Source organism: Desulfatiglans parachlorophenolica (assembly GCF_055394735.1).
The window spans coordinates 4,488,305-4,505,642 of sequence record NZ_AP042460.1 but is presented as its reverse complement, the minus strand read 5'-3'; the positions used below and the strand labels follow the sequence as shown (position 1 = coordinate 4,505,642).

The window sequence follows — 17,338 nt, the reverse complement described above, 5'->3', positions numbered from 1 at the left end:
AAAGGGTATGTTCGTCTTTGGAAATTTTCTGGCCGCCATCGCCAATGTCCTGGATATCGTCCTCTCCCTTTATATGTGGATCATCATTATCCGGGCCATCATCTCGTGGGTCAATCCCGACCCCTATAATCCCATCGTGCGCTTTCTGGTCTCCATCACCGAGCCGGTACTCTACCAAATCCGCCGCCGGCTGCCTTTTGCGATGGGCGGCATCGACTTCTCACCGATTATCGTCATTCTGGTCATTATCTTTATCAAGCGTTTCCTGGTGCAAAGCCTCGCTCAAATGGCCATGCAAATGGGGTAAAAATGCATCGGAGCAAATCCTGGCCGGCCTTATCGGCCCAAAGCACATCTGCCACAGCCGCTGTGCTCGGAAACGGAAGATATTCCCAATCCGTCAAGTCAACAAGATTCATGGGTCTGACAGTTGCGGACAGCCGACATGAAAAGGCCTGAACCCGCCCCCTCGACGGTATTGCGAATCAAGGTCATTCCACGCTCATCCTGCAATCAGTTGGCCGGGATCGAAAATGGCATGGTGAAGATCAAACTGACCGCGCCACCCGTTGACGGAAAAGCGAACAAGGCCCTATGCAGCTTTCTGGCCGATCTTTTCGGAAAACCCCAAAAAGCGGTCACAATCCTGAACGGCAAAAAGGGGCGCTTGAAGACCATCCAGATAACGGAACTGAACGCCGAAAAGGCTGACCAGATCATCAAGGAGCATATCTCGGAGGATTTCTGAACGTTCCGGTCTGAGGGAAAAGCGGCGGCGGCCACTCAGAATTCACTTCCGAGCACAGCCAGCATCTCCCGGTGCAGGACCGGGTTGGCGGCCAAAACGCTTTCAGCGTATGGTGTAAAGGGCTGCGCGCCGATCGTCGTCACCAGCCCTCCGGCCTCTTCCACCATCAGGACCCCCGCCGCGGTATCCCAGGGTTTCAATCCCACCTCCCAGAACCCATCGAAGCGCCCCGCTGCAACATAGCACAGATCGATTGCGGCCGATCCGGGCCTTCTGACGCCCTGGGCCTTCAAAACCATCTTCGCGAACCGACCGATGTGCATCTCTGGATCATCACGGAGATTATAAGGAAATCCCGTTCCCAGAAGGGCTTCACTCAGGCAGGCTGTACCGGTCACATGAATGGGAAGGCCGTTCAGACGTGCGCCGCAGCCCCGATTGGCTTCGAAAACCTCTTGCATGACCGGGCAGGAGACGACACCCACCTCCACCCGCCTGTCGACCTCCAGACCGATGGAAACGGCAAAGAGCGGGAATCCATGGGCATAGTTCGTTGTGCCATCCAAGGGATCGATGAGCCAGACACGGCCCGAATCACCCCGGTGGCGGCCCGATTCCTCCGCCAGCACATCGTCGGCCGGGAAATGGCCCGCGATTGTTTCCACGATCAACTTCTCTGCCTGAAGATCGGCATCGGTCACCAGATCGACCCTACCCTTTTTCTGCACGTGGATATCGTTCCCATACAGCTTCAAAAGCAAAGCCCCTGCCGCCTCGGCGGCTTGACGGGCCACATCGAGCTCCCGTTCATACATCTCTTTTCCTCCTGACTCTCGGGCTGAGGACCCGGTCGACCCGATCCTTCTGCTTCTTCAGGGTTTTCAACCAGATGCGATCCGGACAGAAAACCGTTTCCGCCGTCCGATACGAAGATTCCCCCATAAAATTCCCGCAGGCGACATCGCTTTCATGATATTATGCAGCAGAAGCCGTGCTCAAATGCCCTGAGGCCTCAATACAACTGTTTTGACTGGAACACCGTCTTCTTTAAGAATGAACCGCTACAGGGACTACAATACCTATCTGCAAGAGATATTCGGGGAGCGCGTTCAGAAGATCCCTCTCGATGCCGGCTTGAGTTGCCCGAATCGCGACGGAACCCTTTCCTCGCAGGGATGCATTTATTGCGATGCCCTCGGCAGCGGGACAGGGGCCTTTTCCTGCAGGGGCGAATCCGTTCCGGAGCAGATTGACCGTGCAAAGGCATTTCTTGCCAAGCGTTACCGCGCAAGGAAATTCATCGCCTATTTCCAATCTTTTACCAACACCTACGGCCCGCTGGACCAATTGAAGCAGCTCTATGATGCGGCCCTTTCCCGGCCCGACATGGTTGGGCTGAGCGTCGCCACACGGCCGGATTGCATCGACCCGGAGAGGCTTCGACTTCTCAGCTCTTACCGGCCCGATCATCTCGTCTGGGTGGAATTGGGGCTCCAATCCGCCCACGATGAGACCCTCCGGCTGATCAACCGGGGTCATGATTCGACCTGCTTCAAGGAAGCTGTCCGGTTGGCAAAAACCTATGATCTGAACGTCTGCGCGCATATCATCCTGGGGCTTCCCGGCGAAACCTCCGTCATGATGCGTGAAACAGCCTGCTTCCTCGCCGAACTCCCCATCGACGGGGTCAAGATCCACTCCCTCTATGTGCTGCAGGACACCGCCATGGGCGCCCTCTACCATTCCGGCCGATTCGAGCCGATGACACGGGATCACTACATCGAAACCGTTGTGCAGGTCCTCGAACTGCTGCCGCCTGACCTCGTCATCCAGCGGCTGACAGGCGATCCACCCAAAACGGGGCTCCTCGCCCCTTTATGGACACTTGAAAAGCAGAAAAACCTGGACATGATAAGAAATGCTCTAGAAAGGGAGAATACATGGCAGGGGCGCCTGTACCGATGATCCATTGCTGGCGGCTGAAAATAGAGCGACTTTCTCTTTATCTCGCGTCGACCCAGCGGGGCGCCAAACGCGTCAAGCTGTCCGTTGACACGAAAACCCCGATCCTCGAATCTTTCCAGCTCCTTTTCCCCGAGTCGGCCCTGGTCCTGAGTCGGGAATGGAACGAACCGTTGATAGCCGCCGTCGAGGCATCACTCGCCGGCGGATCGCCTCCCGCATCTCTGCAAATGGACATTACACTTTCACCCTTTCAGGATCGCGTCCTTTGCAAAATCGCCCGGATCCCATTCGGCTCGACCCTGAGCTACTCGGAGGTTGCTGCAGCCCTAGGAAGCCCTACTTTGGCTCGGGCAGTCGGTCAGGCCTTGAAGCGCAACCCGCTCCCCATCATCTTTCCGTGCCACCGGGTGGTGGCCATTAAAGGGATCGGGGGGTTTGGGGGCAAATCCCCGGAAAATCTGGAGGTCAAACGTTATCTTCTGAAGAGGGAAAGCTCTGTCGAGATCAGCTAAAGCTCCCTCAAAAAGGATTCCAGACTGCTCAAATCCTGCACGCTGAAGGTGCGGATCTTCTCGTCGCGACCGGCAATCTTGCGCATGAGGCCTGTCAAAACCCGCTTCGGCCCCACCTCCACAAAGGTATCGACGCCGTTATCCAGCATGGCCCGCACAATCGGATACCATCTCACAGCGCTCGTGAGCTGTCGGGCCATGATATCCTTCATGGCCTCCGGTTCGGATTGCACCTCGCCGGTTGCATTGAAGTACATCGTTCCAGAAGGTTTTTTAAAAGGTATGTCCGCCATGAAATCCCGGAACTCTCCGACGGCACCCTCCATCAAGGAGCAGTGCCACGCTCCGCTGACGTTCAAGGGCACGGCTTTCGCACCGAGCGCCTGGGCACCTATTACAGCGCGGGACACTGCATCCATCTCGCCTGTGACCACAATCTGTTCGGCGCTGTTATGGTTCGCCACCGCCAGAACCTGGCCCTGGCGGACCTCTGAAACCAAAGCCTCGACCCGCTCAATCGGCAGACCGATGACAGCAGCCATACCACCCGGGTGCGCAACCGCCTCACGCTGCATCAACCGCCCCCGCATATCGACGAGACGAAGAGCGTCCTCCGGAGTGATCACTCCCGCGGCAGCCAGGGATGCATACTCCCCAAGGCTGTGGCCCGCCGTCATATGAGGGACCGCACCCGCCTCCTGCAGGGCGTAGAGGCAGGCAAGACTTACGGCTGTTACAGCCGGCTGGAGATTCTCCGTCAGGGTCAATTCTTCAAGCGGACCATCGAAGCATAGTGTCGAAAGAGGCTTTTTGCAGATCTGGTCCATTTTGCCAAAGATATCTTCCCTTACGGCCGTGTAACGATCGAACAGATCTCGCCCCATTCCTACAAACTGAGATCCCTGCCCGGGAAAAAGATAAGCGATGGTCGCGCTCATTACCCCTCCAATGGATGAAGATTGAATCGACGCTGCTAGGGCTGCATGCCCTGACCACAGTCCTTCTGAAAATGAAAATCCTTAATTTTTAGAGGCTTTTCATCCCCCCTGCACGAATAGGCACCCGCTTGGCGCATCGGGCAAGGCGTATTTCCCCAGGCGGCTCATGAATCGGTAGGACGGGAAAACGATGCGCGGGCCTTTTGAACAGACCCGCGCGAGAAGACCGAGAATCGGCACGGTGACCGGCCGAAAAGATTCTTTTGAAAGGAAGCCCTCTAGACTTTTTGCGGTTCTCCAACCTTCTTTCGAAACAGTTCATCCATGGCGACATCGTATTCCCTGGAGCCGGCAATCAGCGCCTTGTTGTGGCTCAACTGTTCGACCACCTCCGCCTCCGCCCTCTCGAACTTGATGTTGATCTGGGTCAGGACTTCGTTGATCACACGGTATATATCCGAGTCCGTACCATACACTTCGATGATACCCGGCTCGTTCACCAACACCTCCGTCAGATACTGGGTCATATAAAGGGCATAAGGGTTGGGCCTGGGAACCAGGTTGCGGATAGGCGCGATGAAATACCTGAAATCGAATTCATTACTCTTCAGAATGCGTTTGAGACCCTTTAGAACCGAATCCGAAACGGCTGCAGGATTATCCGATTCAACGATACCTTGCATCAAAAGGGCCTGGGTGAGCCGGTTGTGGATCTCCGTCAGCTTGAACTTGAAGAAACGATCCTGGCGATAAGCCTTCTGCTTCTCCTGCCGCTCCAACTGCTTGATCAGACCATCTTGAACTCTGCCGCTATCAAAATTTTTCATAGGCTAACTCGCGGGGGAGCAATCTTTGGCCGTTCCTCCCGCATTCGTGCTTTCACATGATTGCGCCGGCTTGGATTGACCCGTGCCTTCGGCGCCGACTGTGGAGCTACTGGTTGCACCGGTCGAAGCGCTTTGAGTACAGTTGCTTGATTTACTGGCATAATCCGTAACATACCACCCAGAACCCTTGAGGTGGAAGGTGCTCTGACTGATCAGTTTTCTGAGTCTTCCCTTACATGAATCACACAGTGTCAAGGGTTTATCCGAGATTTTCTGCCAGACCTCTTTCCTTTTTCCGCACTGGGTGCATTCATATTCGTAAATCGGCATAGCCAACACCCCCTCTAATGATTTCATCGAACTTTGTCTGAGGCGACATTTCTTTGTAAGACAAACTCCTGCCGCGCCCCATGGCTGTACACGCGCGCATTCATCAGACATCGCAGAGACAAGCCTCTGGTTTTCAACAAGAAACAGGATTCCTCCCGAATCGCGCCTCGCCTCCCTGTGGAAACGCAGAATGAAGGCCGTCCGGAAAAACCCTCAACAAAGTCGGGACAGGCCGCATGTGCGGTGACCTTCGTAAGCGGAAAGCACGTGCGCGAGATTGGGCATGGGCACTTTCCGCAGAATCTCATGTGTAATGTGGTGAACCGCCCTTTCTTCCTCTTCCCGCTTGAAAGAAGGCAAGTAAAACCGCTGCAGGAAATTCGAGAACCTCACAATATGGACCAGTTCATGCGTAAAAACATAAATCATCAGGGGCAGAAGCGATATATCCACATCCCGACTTACCGCTTCGAGCACCTGATGATCTTGAACACAGATTGAATAATGGTCTTCGGTTCTAGGGATCGGGCCGCACTCGTCTCTAACGACAACACCCTTGTTGAGCAGGGCAAAAACGCCGCTACTGATTTCCTGACAACTCAACAGCGGGAGCGTCCTGACATCATAACGGTGCCTGCACCATTGGCGGTGGGAAAACTTGAAATAATTCCCTGTTACATCCTCCGCAATATCTAGCGCATCACCGACCGTATCTAGATCCGAACCTTGAAAGGACCGCAAAGCCATATGGAAAAACTCTTTACTGAAAGGGTTATCCCGATATAGGCGCGCTGTTTACGGGGAGCCGAATCTCCTCAATTGGGTTGCTTGGTGGCGGTGACTGGACTCGAACCAGTGACTCTGCGGATATGAGCCGCATGCTCTGACCAACTGAGCTACACCGCCAATATCTGAGGGTATCCGCTCATTTTACGGAATAGCTCCTTTTTGTCAATCAAATAATCGGTATTTCGCTGCCGATAAACGGATACCCCCTCCCGGCCTTTTCACGCTTTTACGCTCCGGCGCAGCGGCCCTTCAAGAGGGAAAGATCTCCGCCGCACCATACTGCCACGGCGCCGCCTTTATTCCTGCTGGGGTTGTAGAAGTAGCGATATGCAAAATTGACTTTGTTTTCATTCGCTATCTTTTTCCTGCCGTTTACGAAATAAGAACATGAATTATTGTTGCATATAAACATATCATCAGCCCAGCCGCCCTCCGGACCGGGATCCCATGGTTCCATGCCTTTGCCGCAATGCGGACAAATATTTTCTTTTTGCATCATCGTAGACCCTCCATTTTCTGAAAAAAGTAATCCTTCAAGGGGAATTGTCAATGACAGCCTCCTTCTTTAATCGAAATACGTTTCACGGATCAGAATTCTGACAAACCTCGCCGTTCGGTAGATGATTCACCACCTGAACCCCGGGAGAACCCCGAAGAGCAAAAAACCCACGGTTGACAGGTTTGGCTGAGCTATAGTAGATTTTAAATCTTACCGTGTACGCTTCTCTTTCCTGGATTTCTGCTCGACCGGACACCGGTCGAAATGCGATATAGCTCCATCCGCAAATGGCCCTTTTGGCCAATATCGGCGTCAATCTCCAAGTTTGCTTGTGCGGCGACCCATATGGCTGCCTTTGCAGAAACGATTGATCCTCTTGATATTGGCCAAACCGGGACCCGCTGCTGAGCGGTGGGCCTAAGCGGCTGAGGGGTGAAGAAACATTTTCATTTGCGTATTGGAAACTCGGGTACGCTGGGGGAAAGCCTTTCAAGATGGACAGCCTCCACGCATCCAGCGTGCACAGGCTCACACATGGAATTTCGTCCACGGGTATGCCCGCATTTCAGGGCGGGAATTTTGACGTTGAACCATTCTTCACGATCATACAGCTATGGATGTCTTCTCTGATCGCATGGAAAAGGGTATGAGAGGGATTGTGACCGCACGAAAATGCTCTCACTGCGGCCATCACGAAGTGGGGCTGGTCACCCTCGAGGGCGTCTTTCATCCACTTCTTCCCGGCATGCTGGTTCAGGTGCTGGAACCCGCATCCCTCAAACTTACCGCATCCGAGCCTCCCCACCGTGAAACGGCGCGCCCGGACGTGGTCAGAACCTCTGAGGCGGAGCCGAAACAACCTTGGGCGCCGGACCCGGTTCTGAACTCTGCGCCAATGCGCCTGAAATACGGTGTTTTGCTTTCTGAACAGGGTGGAGGACCCGCCATAGACGGCCCCCGATATATCGCGGCTTACATCGAGAAGATCGCCGCTCTTGCAGCCAAAGAAGACCATCCCTGGACAGCCGTTCTCCTCGATCAATATCTGAAAGCGGCCTATCTCGCTTACGATGATCCCAGACAAACGGCCCAAGCCCTTTGGAGTCAGATAGAAGAAATCCGGCGCCCTGCCGAAAGGGTCGCTGAGTGGCTGCAAAACCCCAACGAAGCCACGCGGAAGGCCCTGTTCGAAGCCATTGGCCCTGAAAGAGAGGACGCGTCACAGCCCATCTCCAGTGCGGATTTCGCTGCCGAAATCGAGGCACTCACACTGGAACGCTTTCTCGAGTTGCTATGACCGTAAAGATCCTCCCGGAGGGCTTCTCCTCAGCCAGCCAACACCTCCCTTCCTGAAACGGCCGGTGGGGACCTCGGCTACAGCATGTTTTCTGACACGGACTCTGCAGGTCCTGATAATAACCCGGCGGTGTCGAAGTTCCTTTTCCAACGCCCGTTCAGGGTGGACGAATGTCCGCCCTCATGGATCCCTGAAAAAAAATTGCGGCAGGGCGAAACTCCACCCTGCCGCAATTTTTTGCAGACCATAAATCTACAGGATCTTCTTGATCTCTTCTGTCAAGGCCGGAACCACATCAAAAAGGTCTCCGACTACCCCGTAATCGGCCTTCTGGAAGATGGGTGCATCAGCATCCTTGTTGATCGCGACGATCACCTTGGATGTTCCCATTCCTGCCAGGTGCTGAATCGCGCCGGAAATGCCGCAGGCGATGTAGAGATTCGGCGACACGACCTTGCCTGTCTGACCGACCTGATCGGCGTGCGGTCTCCAGCCCGCATCCACCGCGGAGCGCGACGCACCGACACTGGCGCCGATCACCTGGGCGAGTTCCTCCAGGATCCCATAGTTTTCGGGGCCCTTCATACCCCGGCCACCGGAAACGATCTTGTCTGCTTCCGTCAGGTCGACCTTGCCGCTCGCATCCTTGATGACTTCGGCGACCTTGGTTTTCAGCTCCCCATCGTCCAACTGGAATTGCGCATCGAGCACCTCGGCCGTCTTCGATGCATCCGGCTCGTTGACGCTCATGACATTCGGACGCGCCGTAGCCATCTGAGGCCAGCTCTCTTCGTATGTCACATGCGCATAGGCCTTGCCCGCATAAATGGGCCGGATCGCGACCAAGTTGCCGCCCTCTACGGCAAAAGCGGTGCAGTCCTGCGCGACAGCTGCGTCCAGCCTTGCCGCCAGCCTTGAGGCCAGATCCTTTCCCTGTACCGAGGCACCCATCAAAAGGATTGCGGGATCTTCCGCCTTCGCCAACTGAGCGATCACCGCCGTGTAGGCGTCAGTGGTATAGGTTTCGAGTCTCGGATCATCCGCCACCAGGACCCGGTCCGCACCGTATTGCCCCAAAGCCGCGGCCTTATCCTTGATGCCTTTGCCGAGAAGAACCACGGTCAGAGGTTGGCCCAGCGCATCGGCCAGACGCCGTCCCTCACTGACGATCTCATAGGTAATCTTCCGGATTTCTCCATCCCGCTGTTCAGCGATTGTCCATACTCCCTGTGCCATTTTATATCTCCTCCGAAATCTGGATTGGAATCCTGCTGCATATAGATTGTCGGCAAAACCCACCTTGCCGACCGAAGCCCCGCCACGGAATGGTCTCTTTGGGCAAACGGTCCACCGAACGCTGGATGCCAGGCCGGAACCGGCTTGGTTTCAACCCTGAACCCAAGATCATCGAGGAAAGATTCCTCGGTTCCGGACGACCAGGCTGGTGGTTGGCCGCAGCGGCTCCGAAGCGCAGATTAGATCACTTTGGCCTCGTCGCGCAACAGCTTCGCCAGCGCGGCGGCCTTTTCAGCCGGGGTCTCGCCCTCAATGGTCTTGCCCGCTTTTCTCTCGGGGGGCGGGGTCAACTTCACGATCTTCAATTTTCTTGCATTTTCGCCAAATCCAGCCGGATCCAACCCCAGATCAGCCAAAGACTTCTCTGCAAGGGGCTTCTTCTTGGCCTTCATGATACCAGGCAGGGAGGCATATCGGGGCTCGTTCAAACCTTTCTGGGTCGTGATCAGAGCCGGAAAGGGCGTCTCCACCACAAGCGTCTGCCCTTCAACCGGCCGGTGCACCCTGGCGCTCTTGCCGTCCTCGGCAACCTCCACCTTCACCGCCAGCGCCACATGCGGAATGCCCAGAAGCTCGGCTAAAAACGCGCCGACAACGCCCAGGTCTTCGTCGACGGCACGCTGGCCGGCAAAAATCAGGTCATGGGGCATATCCTTGATCGCAGCGGCCAAGGCCTTTGCGACCCCCAGAGAATCACTCCCCTGCAGGGCATCGTCCACGATCAGCACGCCCTTGTCGGCTCCCATCGCCAAGGCGGTCCGGATACTTTCGGTCACCCGCTTGGGACCGAGCCCGATTACCGTAACATCTCCACCGAATTTTTCCTTGAGCTTCAGCGCCTCCTCGACCCCGAATTCGTCGTAGGGGTTCATCACCCATTTGATGTCATCGGTCGCAATCCCTTTCCCATCCGCTGCGATCTTGATCTGCGTCTCGGTATCAGGCACCTGTTTCAAGCATACAATAATGTTCACGTCGTCCTCCTTTCGCCCGGGAAAGCCGGGGTACTGAATTTACGGCCCACCGTCGCGGTCTATGGTCCGTTTGTTACTCCTTGATTCCACACAAAAAAAACCCGCTGATCTGCTCGGCCGCCGTTTTAATATCATATTGTTTGCGACTTGACAATACCCAGAATCGCGACATTTCATCCAGGGCACCAAAAAACGCCCTCTTGGCTACGGTGGGAATCACATCCTTTCGAAACACACCGGACTCCTGGCCTTCCTTGATGATATCCTCGATCAAATCCAGGTACTGGGAGAACTTTTCGTTTTTGTACTCCTTCATAAATTTGCCGCTCTGGCGCAGCTCGACCTGGATAATCTCCGCCATATCCTTGTTTTCCTCGATCAGACGCAAATGGGTCAAGGCGAAACACCGCAGCTTTCCGATCGGATCCTTTTCCAGCGCCAGGTGGCTGAGCATGTTGTCGATGACCCCCTTCATCTGCTCCTCAAAAAGGCTGATCAGGATATCGTCCTTGTTTTCGAAGTAGATATAAATGGTGCCGTCAGCCACACCGGCCTCCCGGGCAATCTCAGCGATTTTGGCTTGAAAAAAGCCCTTCCTCGCAAAGATCTTCGTCGCTGCCCGAATGATACGCTGGTACTTTTCCCTGTTCTTTTTACGAAGATTTTGATTAATATGACTCATAGCAGTCCCGTTTCTTGTGAATGATTATTCATTCATGAAAACCCATTCATTTCCCCTTGTCAAGCATTTTAAACAGCCTCCTTCAAGGGTCGGTTATGCCATGCCCCGATGCACCTGGAAGACCATTTTTCCGTGCCTTCCTTTCCGATTGATCTTGACAGCCAAATCATGCTTTTCTATAGTTGTCCTTGACGAATCTTGGTATACAGTATTCCCTTCCGTTCAAACCGGTCTGAATGAATGCTATTCAACGGTTTTTATGTTTAAGATCGTTTGAAACATCATCTTTGCCAAAACCCGGGGAGGGTATTCAATATGGCAAAAAAGTCCTACCTTGATGGCATTTCGATCCTGGCAGTCGATGACGAAGAGGATGTTCTGGATACTATCGTAGAAGCGCTGGAAATGTCCAAAGTCGATACGGCCGCCGACTATGAAACCGCTCTTCAGAAGACCCAGAACAAGCATTACGACCTCGCCATACTCGACATCATGGGAGTAAACGGTCTTGAACTGCTTGAGAAAACGGTCGAAAAGGGTATCCCCACCGTCATGCTCACCGCCCATGCGATCAGCGCCGATACGCTCATGGCTTCTATACGCAAAGGCGCAATCTCCTATCTTCCCAAAGAAAAATTATCCGAACTCGAGCCTATACTCGACGAATTGCTTACCGCACTTGCTGCCGGGAAACCTACATGGCAGGTTCTGTTTGAAAAACTCGGTGATTATTTCGACGATAAATTCGGTCCTAGCTGGAAACAAAAAGACAAGGAATTCTGGTCTGAATTCAGCCGAACCTATCATATCAGCAAAGGGATTCAGAGCAGACTGAAACACGATAAGAGGATTTTGTCAAAAGGCATCTGAGATACGGGCAGTCTTTAACTATCTGCAAGCCCTTGTCGGAGATGATTCGGCATGTTTCGTTCGCTGATGAATAGTAGATTTGTCGTTTTTCTCTCAGTAATAAAGAGCGTCTATCCAGAAATAAAAACTGCGCTATTCATCTTTGCAAGCCAGGGTATGATGGTTTTTCTGCGGCATTGGAAAATTCCTTTCCATCCTGAAAGAGTTTTTGGGGGCAATCCAGGCGTCGAGCAGCACGTGTGCTTATGCGGCGATCTGCAGACGTCACTGTGTAAACTATTGATTTTGTTGTCATTGACTAAGGTTGGACTTACGTTGAAGGGGTGGGGTTGAGCAGCCCAAGGCGGCAAGGAAAATCCTCATTTCCGGATTGAAAACGGGTTCATGCTGGATAATCCCCTTCCGGAGGGGTACAATTCAAGGTGCTACCCAGAGGTCGCCGCGCCTGATAAGATGCCGGTCGACCGCCGATGTTGTCAAACGGGCCATGTCGGCAGGGGGTTTCTGACCTCGTGAACCATGGCTACGGCTGTTATACTCCCGATTTGCGTTATACGTTCCGCCCAACGGACGACCGGCAGGTGAGGGCTCCTTTTGTTCCGGTTCTTCGAAATGGCGGGAGTTGGCCGGTTTGTTGGATCAACCTTTAACCAGAGAAAGGAGTAAGTGTGCTTATGAAAAAGCTAGGGTTGTCGGTATTGGTCGGTCTGATCGGGACGGTGCTTCTGATCGGGGGGGCCTGGGCGCAGGCTCCTTCCCTGGATGCCTGGAAACCCAAATTCGACCCGTCTACGGCTAAATACAAATGTGTCGTTTCAAATGTTTCGCATCCCGTTTTGAAAGGCGTTTACACGGGCTTTGCCTTCCGCGACGCCTTGTGGGAGCGCTCCGGAGGCCAGATTTTCATCGATTTCAAGCCTTTTTCGATGCTCGGAGGCGAGGTGGAAGTCTTGAACCAGTTGCAGATGGGGGGTATCCAGGGCATGGGAGTCAGCTCAGTGGCTTCCACCAACCTCGGCCCCCGTTTCGGCCTCATCAACCTTCCATTTCTCGTCGATTCATTCGATAAACTGGATAAATTCGTCAACAGTGGCAAACTTTTCGACCACTTCATGATGGCCATGGATCACCAGGGCATCATAGGCCTCGATATTACCGGCTATGGAAATTACGGTTGGGCCACAACGACCCCGGTGCGCACCATCGAGGATGCGAAGAAGGTAAAATTCCGGATCGCTGAGGCCGCCGTCAACAAAATGCTCTATGGCGCCTGGGGATTCAACCCTGTGGTCATGCCATGGCCGGATGTCCCGGTGGCGCTGAAGCAGGGCGTTATCACAGGACTGGACCATACCCCTTCCGTATGCAATATCACCAAGAAATTCGAGGTGGCGAAATACTTTACCCAAATTAACTACGCTCAGGGGTTGTTCATCTGGGTCTTCAACAAGGCCTGGTTCAATACGCTCCCGCCCGACCTGCAGCAGATCTTCAAGGATACTCTGCGTGAAGTCTCCATAAAGGTCCGTGAAGAGACCGTGCAGCAGGAAGTGGACCAGATCGCCGATGCCAAGGCGAAGGGCATCGAGTTCTTCCAACTCTCTGCCGAGGAATCCGCCATCCTGAAAAAGCAGGGCAATGTGGTCCACGAAAACTACAGGGCCGAAATCAACAAACTTTACCCCGGCGATACCTACCAGCCCCAAGATTACCTCAAAGAGGTCCAGGAATACATCGGCTATACGGAATGATCGCATTCGAGGGGGGAAGCGTCTCGACGTTTCTCCCCTTTTTCATATGAGAGGTGGACATGTTTTCCAAAATCCTGGGTGTCATCGACAAGATTCTCAGCTTTATCGAGGAATGGGTCCTATTTTTCGCGACCATGGCTGCGCTGCTCTCCCTTTTTGCCGCCGTGATTCTGCGCTATGGATTCAACTATTCGCTCGCATGGTCCGAGGAACTCGTCAGGGAGGTGATCATTGTCACGACCTTTATCGGGTGCAGCGCCGCCGTCAAGGCGCGATCCATGATAAAAATCGACGCCCTGATCCAACTCGTCCCCAAGCTGAAGATCCCCCTCTTCTTTTTCAGCAACCTGGTCGCTATGGTATTCGCCGTCATGATGATTTACTACGGTTGGAATATGGCCGCCCTTCAGGTAGCCACCCATCAGAAGACCATCATCATGGAGATCCCCCTCGTTTACCTGTACGCCATCCTGCCCACCATGGGCGTGATGATGATGTTGCGACTCATCCAGGTCATGTACGAGGACTTTGTGGAATGGCGAAAGCCGGCGGAAAACGCCTAGACAGTCGCTGGTGTGCCTGCAACCATGCCGAATCTTTTGACCGGAGACAAGTAAGGCTATGGAACTGAGTCATCTTATCGTTATGCTGATCCTCGTCGGGAGCATGGCTTCCCTTGTTCCTGTCTTCATGTGCCTTTTTTTCACCGCGGTTCTGGGGTTTGCACTGTACACCGATCTGCCGCTTTTGCTTCTGGCCCAGAGTCTCTTTCGCAGCATGGACAATTTCGCGCTGGTGGTGGTTCTTTATTTCATCCTGTGCGGAAACATCATGACGGCCGGCTCCATTGTCGACAAACTCATCAAGGTAGCCAACGTCATGGTGAGCTGGCTTCCCGGCGGTCTCGGGATGGCCGGTGTCATCGCCTGTGGTCTTTTCGGCGCCATCTCGGGCTCGACAGTGGCCACCGTTGTCGCGCTGGGAGGGTTCATGATCCCGGCCCTCATGGAAAATGGCTACCAGGAAAAATATACCCTCGGGCTCATGACCACATCGCCCAACCTGGGCGTCATTATACCGCCAAGCATCGGCATGATCCTCTATTGCATGATCAGCAATGTATCCCTCGAAGGTCTGTTCATGACGGGGTTTCTGCCTGGCATTCTCATCATCGTGGGCGTGTGCATCTATTCGTATTTCTATTACCGTAAACGGACCGACTTCGTTCGGATGCCCGTCCCCAATGCCAAACAGGTCCTTGCGGTCCTCAAGGAGAGCTTCTGGTCCCTGATGCTGCCCGTCATCATCTTCGGGGGCATCTTTTCCGGTGCCTTCACGGCCAACGAGGCCGCCGTCGTAGCCTGCGTCTATGCATTCATCGTCGAAATCTTCATTCACAAATCCATGAAGTTGAGCGCCGTCAAGAAGATTACCGTCAATTCAGCCATAACCTCGGCAACCCTTTTGATCATTGTAGCCGGAGCCACCTGCTTCGGACGCTATCTCACGCTCGAGGGCATTCCCGCTAAACTGACCGAAGCGGTGCTTTCCAGCATCCAGTCGCCCTGGGTCTTTCTGCTGGCAATCAATATCCTGCTATTGTTCATCGGCATGTTCATGGACATCATCTCGGCGACCATGATTCTGGGGCCCGTATTTCTTCCAATGCTCAGTGCTTTCGGCGTCGATCCCCTGCATTTCGGACTCATCCTGACCGTCAACCTCGCCATCGGGTACTGCACGCCGCCCATGGGGGTCAGTCTTTATATAACCGGCGCGATCGCCAATCGTGACCTGATCTATGTGTCACGTGCCGTCTTGCCCTTTTTGGCGATCCAGATCGCCGTGCTCTTGTTCATGACTTATCTCCCGGACGCCGTACTCTGGCTGCCGCGGGTCTTCGGCTTTGCCCAGTAGCAGGAGGGAGGTTTTTCCTGAGTAAGATTTGTGGCCTGACGGCCGCGCCTCTGATCATCGCTTAAACTGCTCCCCAGACGGCCTTATCGCCGTCTGGGTTGTTTCATCAAACCTTAAGCCAGAAAGAAATACAGCCTCGAGGAGGATAAACGTTCATGAATTACGCAAGATATGCCACTTTGCATGCGCGCCACCTGCCCAACAAGACCTGCCTGATCGAAAGAACCCCTTCGAAGGGAGAACGCAGAACCCTCACCTGGAAAGAATTCAACGACCAGATCAACCGTGTCGCCAACTATCTTTCCAAGGAGTTGGGTATCAAGGACGGCGACTACGTCATGCACCTTCAGAACAACAGCCTGGAGTGGTTGGTTACCTACTACGGTATCATCAAGCTTGGAGCCGTTGTCGTTCCTCTGAATTTCCGTTTCGTCGGTTCGGATATTCTCTATGCCGCCAACGTCTGCAATCCCAAGGTCTTCATTTTAGGCTCGGAGTTTCTTCCCGTCGTTCAGCCGGTGCAGGAAACCCTCACGACCCTCGAGCATTATATCTGTGTCGGCGATTCTGTACCCTCCGACATGATCGATTATCGGACCATCGCCGCCTATGAGGATACGACCGAGGCCTTGACCCCTGTCGAGCCCGAGCATGCCCTGGCAATGATGTTTACATCCGGAACCACCGGCAAGCCTAAACCTGTCCTTCACACCCATTTCTCGCTCAACAGCACTGCCATCGGCAATGGCATGAGCTATTTCGTGGAGAAAAACGACAATTACGTCTTTTTCCTGCCTCTTTATCACAGCGGCACTATGTTTCTTTGGGGTCCCTTCTACGCAACGGGAGCTACCGGGACCATTCTGCGCGAGTTTCGTGAACCTAAATGGATCATCGAGGCCCTTGCCGAAGAGAAGGGAACCGATATTCTCTTTGTCGTGCCCATCGCCGTCGCGATCCTGAACGCCATCCGAAAGGGGGAGCTGCGCCTGCAGAACTATGACCTGTCCCATTGGCGTTACCTCGAAATCGGCGCCCAGCCCGTGCCCTTCGAGGTCATGAAAAACATGGTCGAGACGCTGCCCCCCAAGGTGTCGAATATATATGGCATCACCGAGGGCGGTGGCGGCGGCACCTTCAACCTTTATCCCGAGGATGTCCTGCGGAAGCCCGGCTCCATCGGCAAACCGACGTTTGGGGTCGAAGGCAAAGCGGTCGATTTCGAGGGCAAAGAAGTCCCACCCGGTGAGGTCGGCGAACTCGTTTTTTCAACACCCCGAATGATGGCCGGATATTTCAAAAATCCGGAGATGACCGCTGATACCATCAAGAACGGCTGGCTTTATACCGGTGACCTGGTCAAGCTCGATAAAGAAGGCTTCTTCTACATCGTGGACCGCAAGAAAGACATGATCACCAGCGGCGGGGAGAACATCTTTCCGGTGGAAATCGAGGACGCACTGATGGAGCATCCCAAAATCGATGATGTGGCCTGCATCGGTTACCCGGATGAAAGGCTGGTTGAAATTGTCATGGCTATTGTTCAACTCAAGAGCGGTGAACAGATGACAGAACAGGAGGTCATCGACTTTGCCAAGACAAAGCTGGCGCTTTACAAGATCCCGAGAAAGATCCTGTTCGACAACGTCATGCGTAATCCCACCGGCAAGTTGATGAAGCCGCAGATGCGCGAGAAATACACGGGCAGGCGTGAGGCATTCCGAAAGCTCGACTAGCTTCCATCCGGAAACGGCTTTTTTGCCAATCTCGGCATCTATTGAACTGATGAGAAGGGGGCGGCCTTGCAGCCGGCCCCTTTTTCTTATGTTATTTCAACGCACTGCGCCGGATCTTTCTGACGCCAATGAAGGCCTTCCGGGTAGCTGAAGGAAAGTAAATACTTTCCAGCCGGAAATGCTTTTTTGCCAATCTCGGCGTCAATT

19 protein-coding genes and 1 tRNA gene are annotated in these 17,338 nt (G+C 53.9%); 10 read left to right on the top strand and 10 right to left on the bottom strand.

What is annotated here, in order from left to right:
• The first annotated feature begins 7 nt into the window (after positions 1-7).
• Both ACZ500_RS20820 and ACZ500_RS20815 read left to right on the top strand, forming a co-directional pair.
• On the top strand, positions 8-307 hold the full coding sequence (locus ACZ500_RS20820) for a YggT family protein (protein ID WP_464229383.1): 300 nt from the start codon (positions 8-10) through the stop codon (positions 305-307).
• A 138-nt stretch (positions 308-445) separates the two neighbouring features.
• Positions 446-748, top strand: coding sequence for a DUF167 domain-containing protein (locus ACZ500_RS20815; protein WP_464229382.1), 303 nt, complete (start codon positions 446-448; stop codon positions 746-748).
• Positions 749-783: 35 nt separating this feature from the next.
• Here ACZ500_RS20815 and ACZ500_RS20810 read toward each other — a convergent pair whose 3' ends face one another.
• Positions 784-1,563, bottom strand: coding sequence for an inositol monophosphatase family protein (locus ACZ500_RS20810; protein ID WP_464229381.1), 780 nt, complete (start codon positions 1,561-1,563; stop codon positions 784-786).
• Between the two features lie 238 nt (positions 1,564-1,801).
• Here ACZ500_RS20810 and mnmL point away from each other — a divergent pair, with 238 nt between their 5' ends.
• On the top strand, positions 1,802-2,713 hold the full coding sequence (gene mnmL / locus ACZ500_RS20805; protein WP_464229380.1) for a tRNA modification radical SAM protein MnmL/YtqA: 912 nt from the start codon (positions 1,802-1,804) through the stop codon (positions 2,711-2,713).
• A complete protein-coding gene (locus ACZ500_RS20800; protein ID WP_464229379.1) occupies positions 2,689-3,225 on the top strand; it encodes a methylated-DNA--[protein]-cysteine S-methyltransferase in 537 nt (178 codons plus the stop codon). Before mnmL ends, ACZ500_RS20800 begins: the two co-directional genes overlap by 25 nt.
• Here the strand turns inward: ACZ500_RS20800 and fabD are convergent.
• The 6 genes from fabD to ACZ500_RS20770 form a co-directional block, all read right to left on the bottom strand.
• Entirely contained in the window at positions 3,222-4,163 is a 942-nt protein-coding gene (fabD, locus tag ACZ500_RS20795; RefSeq protein WP_464229378.1) for an ACP S-malonyltransferase, read from the bottom strand. The two genes, ACZ500_RS20800 and fabD, sit on opposite strands and share 4 nt — an antisense overlap.
• A 278-nt stretch (positions 4,164-4,441) precedes the next feature.
• Complete coding sequence (locus tag ACZ500_RS20790; protein WP_464229377.1) at positions 4,442-4,990, bottom strand: DUF507 family protein; 549 nt, start codon at positions 4,988-4,990, stop codon at positions 4,442-4,444.
• A 3-nt stretch (positions 4,991-4,993) separates the two neighbouring features.
• Positions 4,994-5,320, bottom strand: a complete 327-nt coding sequence (locus tag ACZ500_RS20785; protein WP_464229376.1) for an FmdB family zinc ribbon protein — start codon at positions 5,318-5,320, stop codon at positions 4,994-4,996.
• Positions 5,321-5,533: 213 nt separating this feature from the next.
• Complete coding sequence (locus ACZ500_RS20780; RefSeq protein WP_464229375.1) at positions 5,534-6,067, bottom strand: hypothetical protein; 534 nt, start codon at positions 6,065-6,067, stop codon at positions 5,534-5,536.
• 82 nt (positions 6,068-6,149) lie between these two features.
• Positions 6,150-6,226, bottom strand: a tRNA-Met gene (locus ACZ500_RS20775).
• A 109-nt stretch (positions 6,227-6,335) separates the two neighbouring features.
• Positions 6,336-6,608: a hypothetical protein gene (locus ACZ500_RS20770; RefSeq protein WP_464229374.1), complete on the bottom strand. Its 273-nt coding sequence runs from the start codon at positions 6,606-6,608 to the stop codon at positions 6,336-6,338.
• Positions 6,609-7,266: 658 nt separating this feature from the next.
• Here ACZ500_RS20770 and ACZ500_RS20765 point away from each other — a divergent pair.
• Positions 7,267-7,905 (top strand): hypothetical protein, encoded by a 639-nt coding sequence (locus ACZ500_RS20765; protein WP_464229373.1) that lies wholly within the window; start codon positions 7,267-7,269, stop codon positions 7,903-7,905.
• Between the two features lie 252 nt (positions 7,906-8,157).
• Here the strand turns inward: ACZ500_RS20765 and ACZ500_RS20760 are convergent, their stop codons facing one another.
• The 3 genes from ACZ500_RS20760 to ACZ500_RS20750 form a co-directional block, all read right to left on the bottom strand.
• Positions 8,158-9,141, bottom strand: coding sequence for an electron transfer flavoprotein subunit alpha/FixB family protein (locus tag ACZ500_RS20760; protein WP_464229372.1), 984 nt, complete (start codon positions 9,139-9,141; stop codon positions 8,158-8,160).
• A 239-nt stretch (positions 9,142-9,380) separates the two neighbouring features.
• A complete protein-coding gene (locus tag ACZ500_RS20755; protein ID WP_464229371.1) occupies positions 9,381-10,175 on the bottom strand; it encodes an electron transfer flavoprotein subunit beta/FixA family protein in 795 nt (264 codons plus the stop codon).
• Positions 10,176-10,248: 73 nt separating this feature from the next.
• On the bottom strand, positions 10,249-10,857 hold the full coding sequence (locus ACZ500_RS20750; protein WP_464229370.1) for a TetR/AcrR family transcriptional regulator: 609 nt from the start codon (positions 10,855-10,857) through the stop codon (positions 10,249-10,251).
• Between the two features lie 315 nt (positions 10,858-11,172).
• Between ACZ500_RS20750 and ACZ500_RS20745 the strand changes: the two genes are divergently transcribed.
• The 5 genes from ACZ500_RS20745 (at position 11,173) to ACZ500_RS20725 (ending at position 17,131) form a co-directional block, all read left to right on the top strand.
• The gene (locus tag ACZ500_RS20745; RefSeq protein WP_464229369.1) at positions 11,173-11,727 is read left to right on the top strand and encodes a response regulator; all 555 of its coding nucleotides are present in this window, start codon (positions 11,173-11,175) and stop codon (positions 11,725-11,727) included.
• 674 nt (positions 11,728-12,401) lie between these two features.
• Complete coding sequence (locus tag ACZ500_RS20740) at positions 12,402-13,478, top strand: TRAP transporter substrate-binding protein (RefSeq protein WP_464229368.1); 1,077 nt, start codon at positions 12,402-12,404, stop codon at positions 13,476-13,478.
• 59 nt (positions 13,479-13,537) lie between these two features.
• Positions 13,538-14,041 (top strand): TRAP transporter small permease, encoded by a 504-nt coding sequence (locus tag ACZ500_RS20735; protein WP_464229367.1) that lies wholly within the window; start codon positions 13,538-13,540, stop codon positions 14,039-14,041.
• Between the two features lie 58 nt (positions 14,042-14,099).
• Positions 14,100-15,395: a TRAP transporter large permease gene (locus tag ACZ500_RS20730; RefSeq protein ID WP_464229366.1), complete on the top strand. Its 1,296-nt coding sequence runs from the start codon at positions 14,100-14,102 to the stop codon at positions 15,393-15,395.
• A 155-nt stretch (positions 15,396-15,550) separates the two neighbouring features.
• A complete protein-coding gene (locus tag ACZ500_RS20725; protein WP_464229364.1) occupies positions 15,551-17,131 on the top strand; it encodes a class I adenylate-forming enzyme family protein in 1,581 nt (526 codons plus the stop codon).
• The last annotated feature ends 207 nt before the right edge of the window (positions 17,132-17,338 follow it).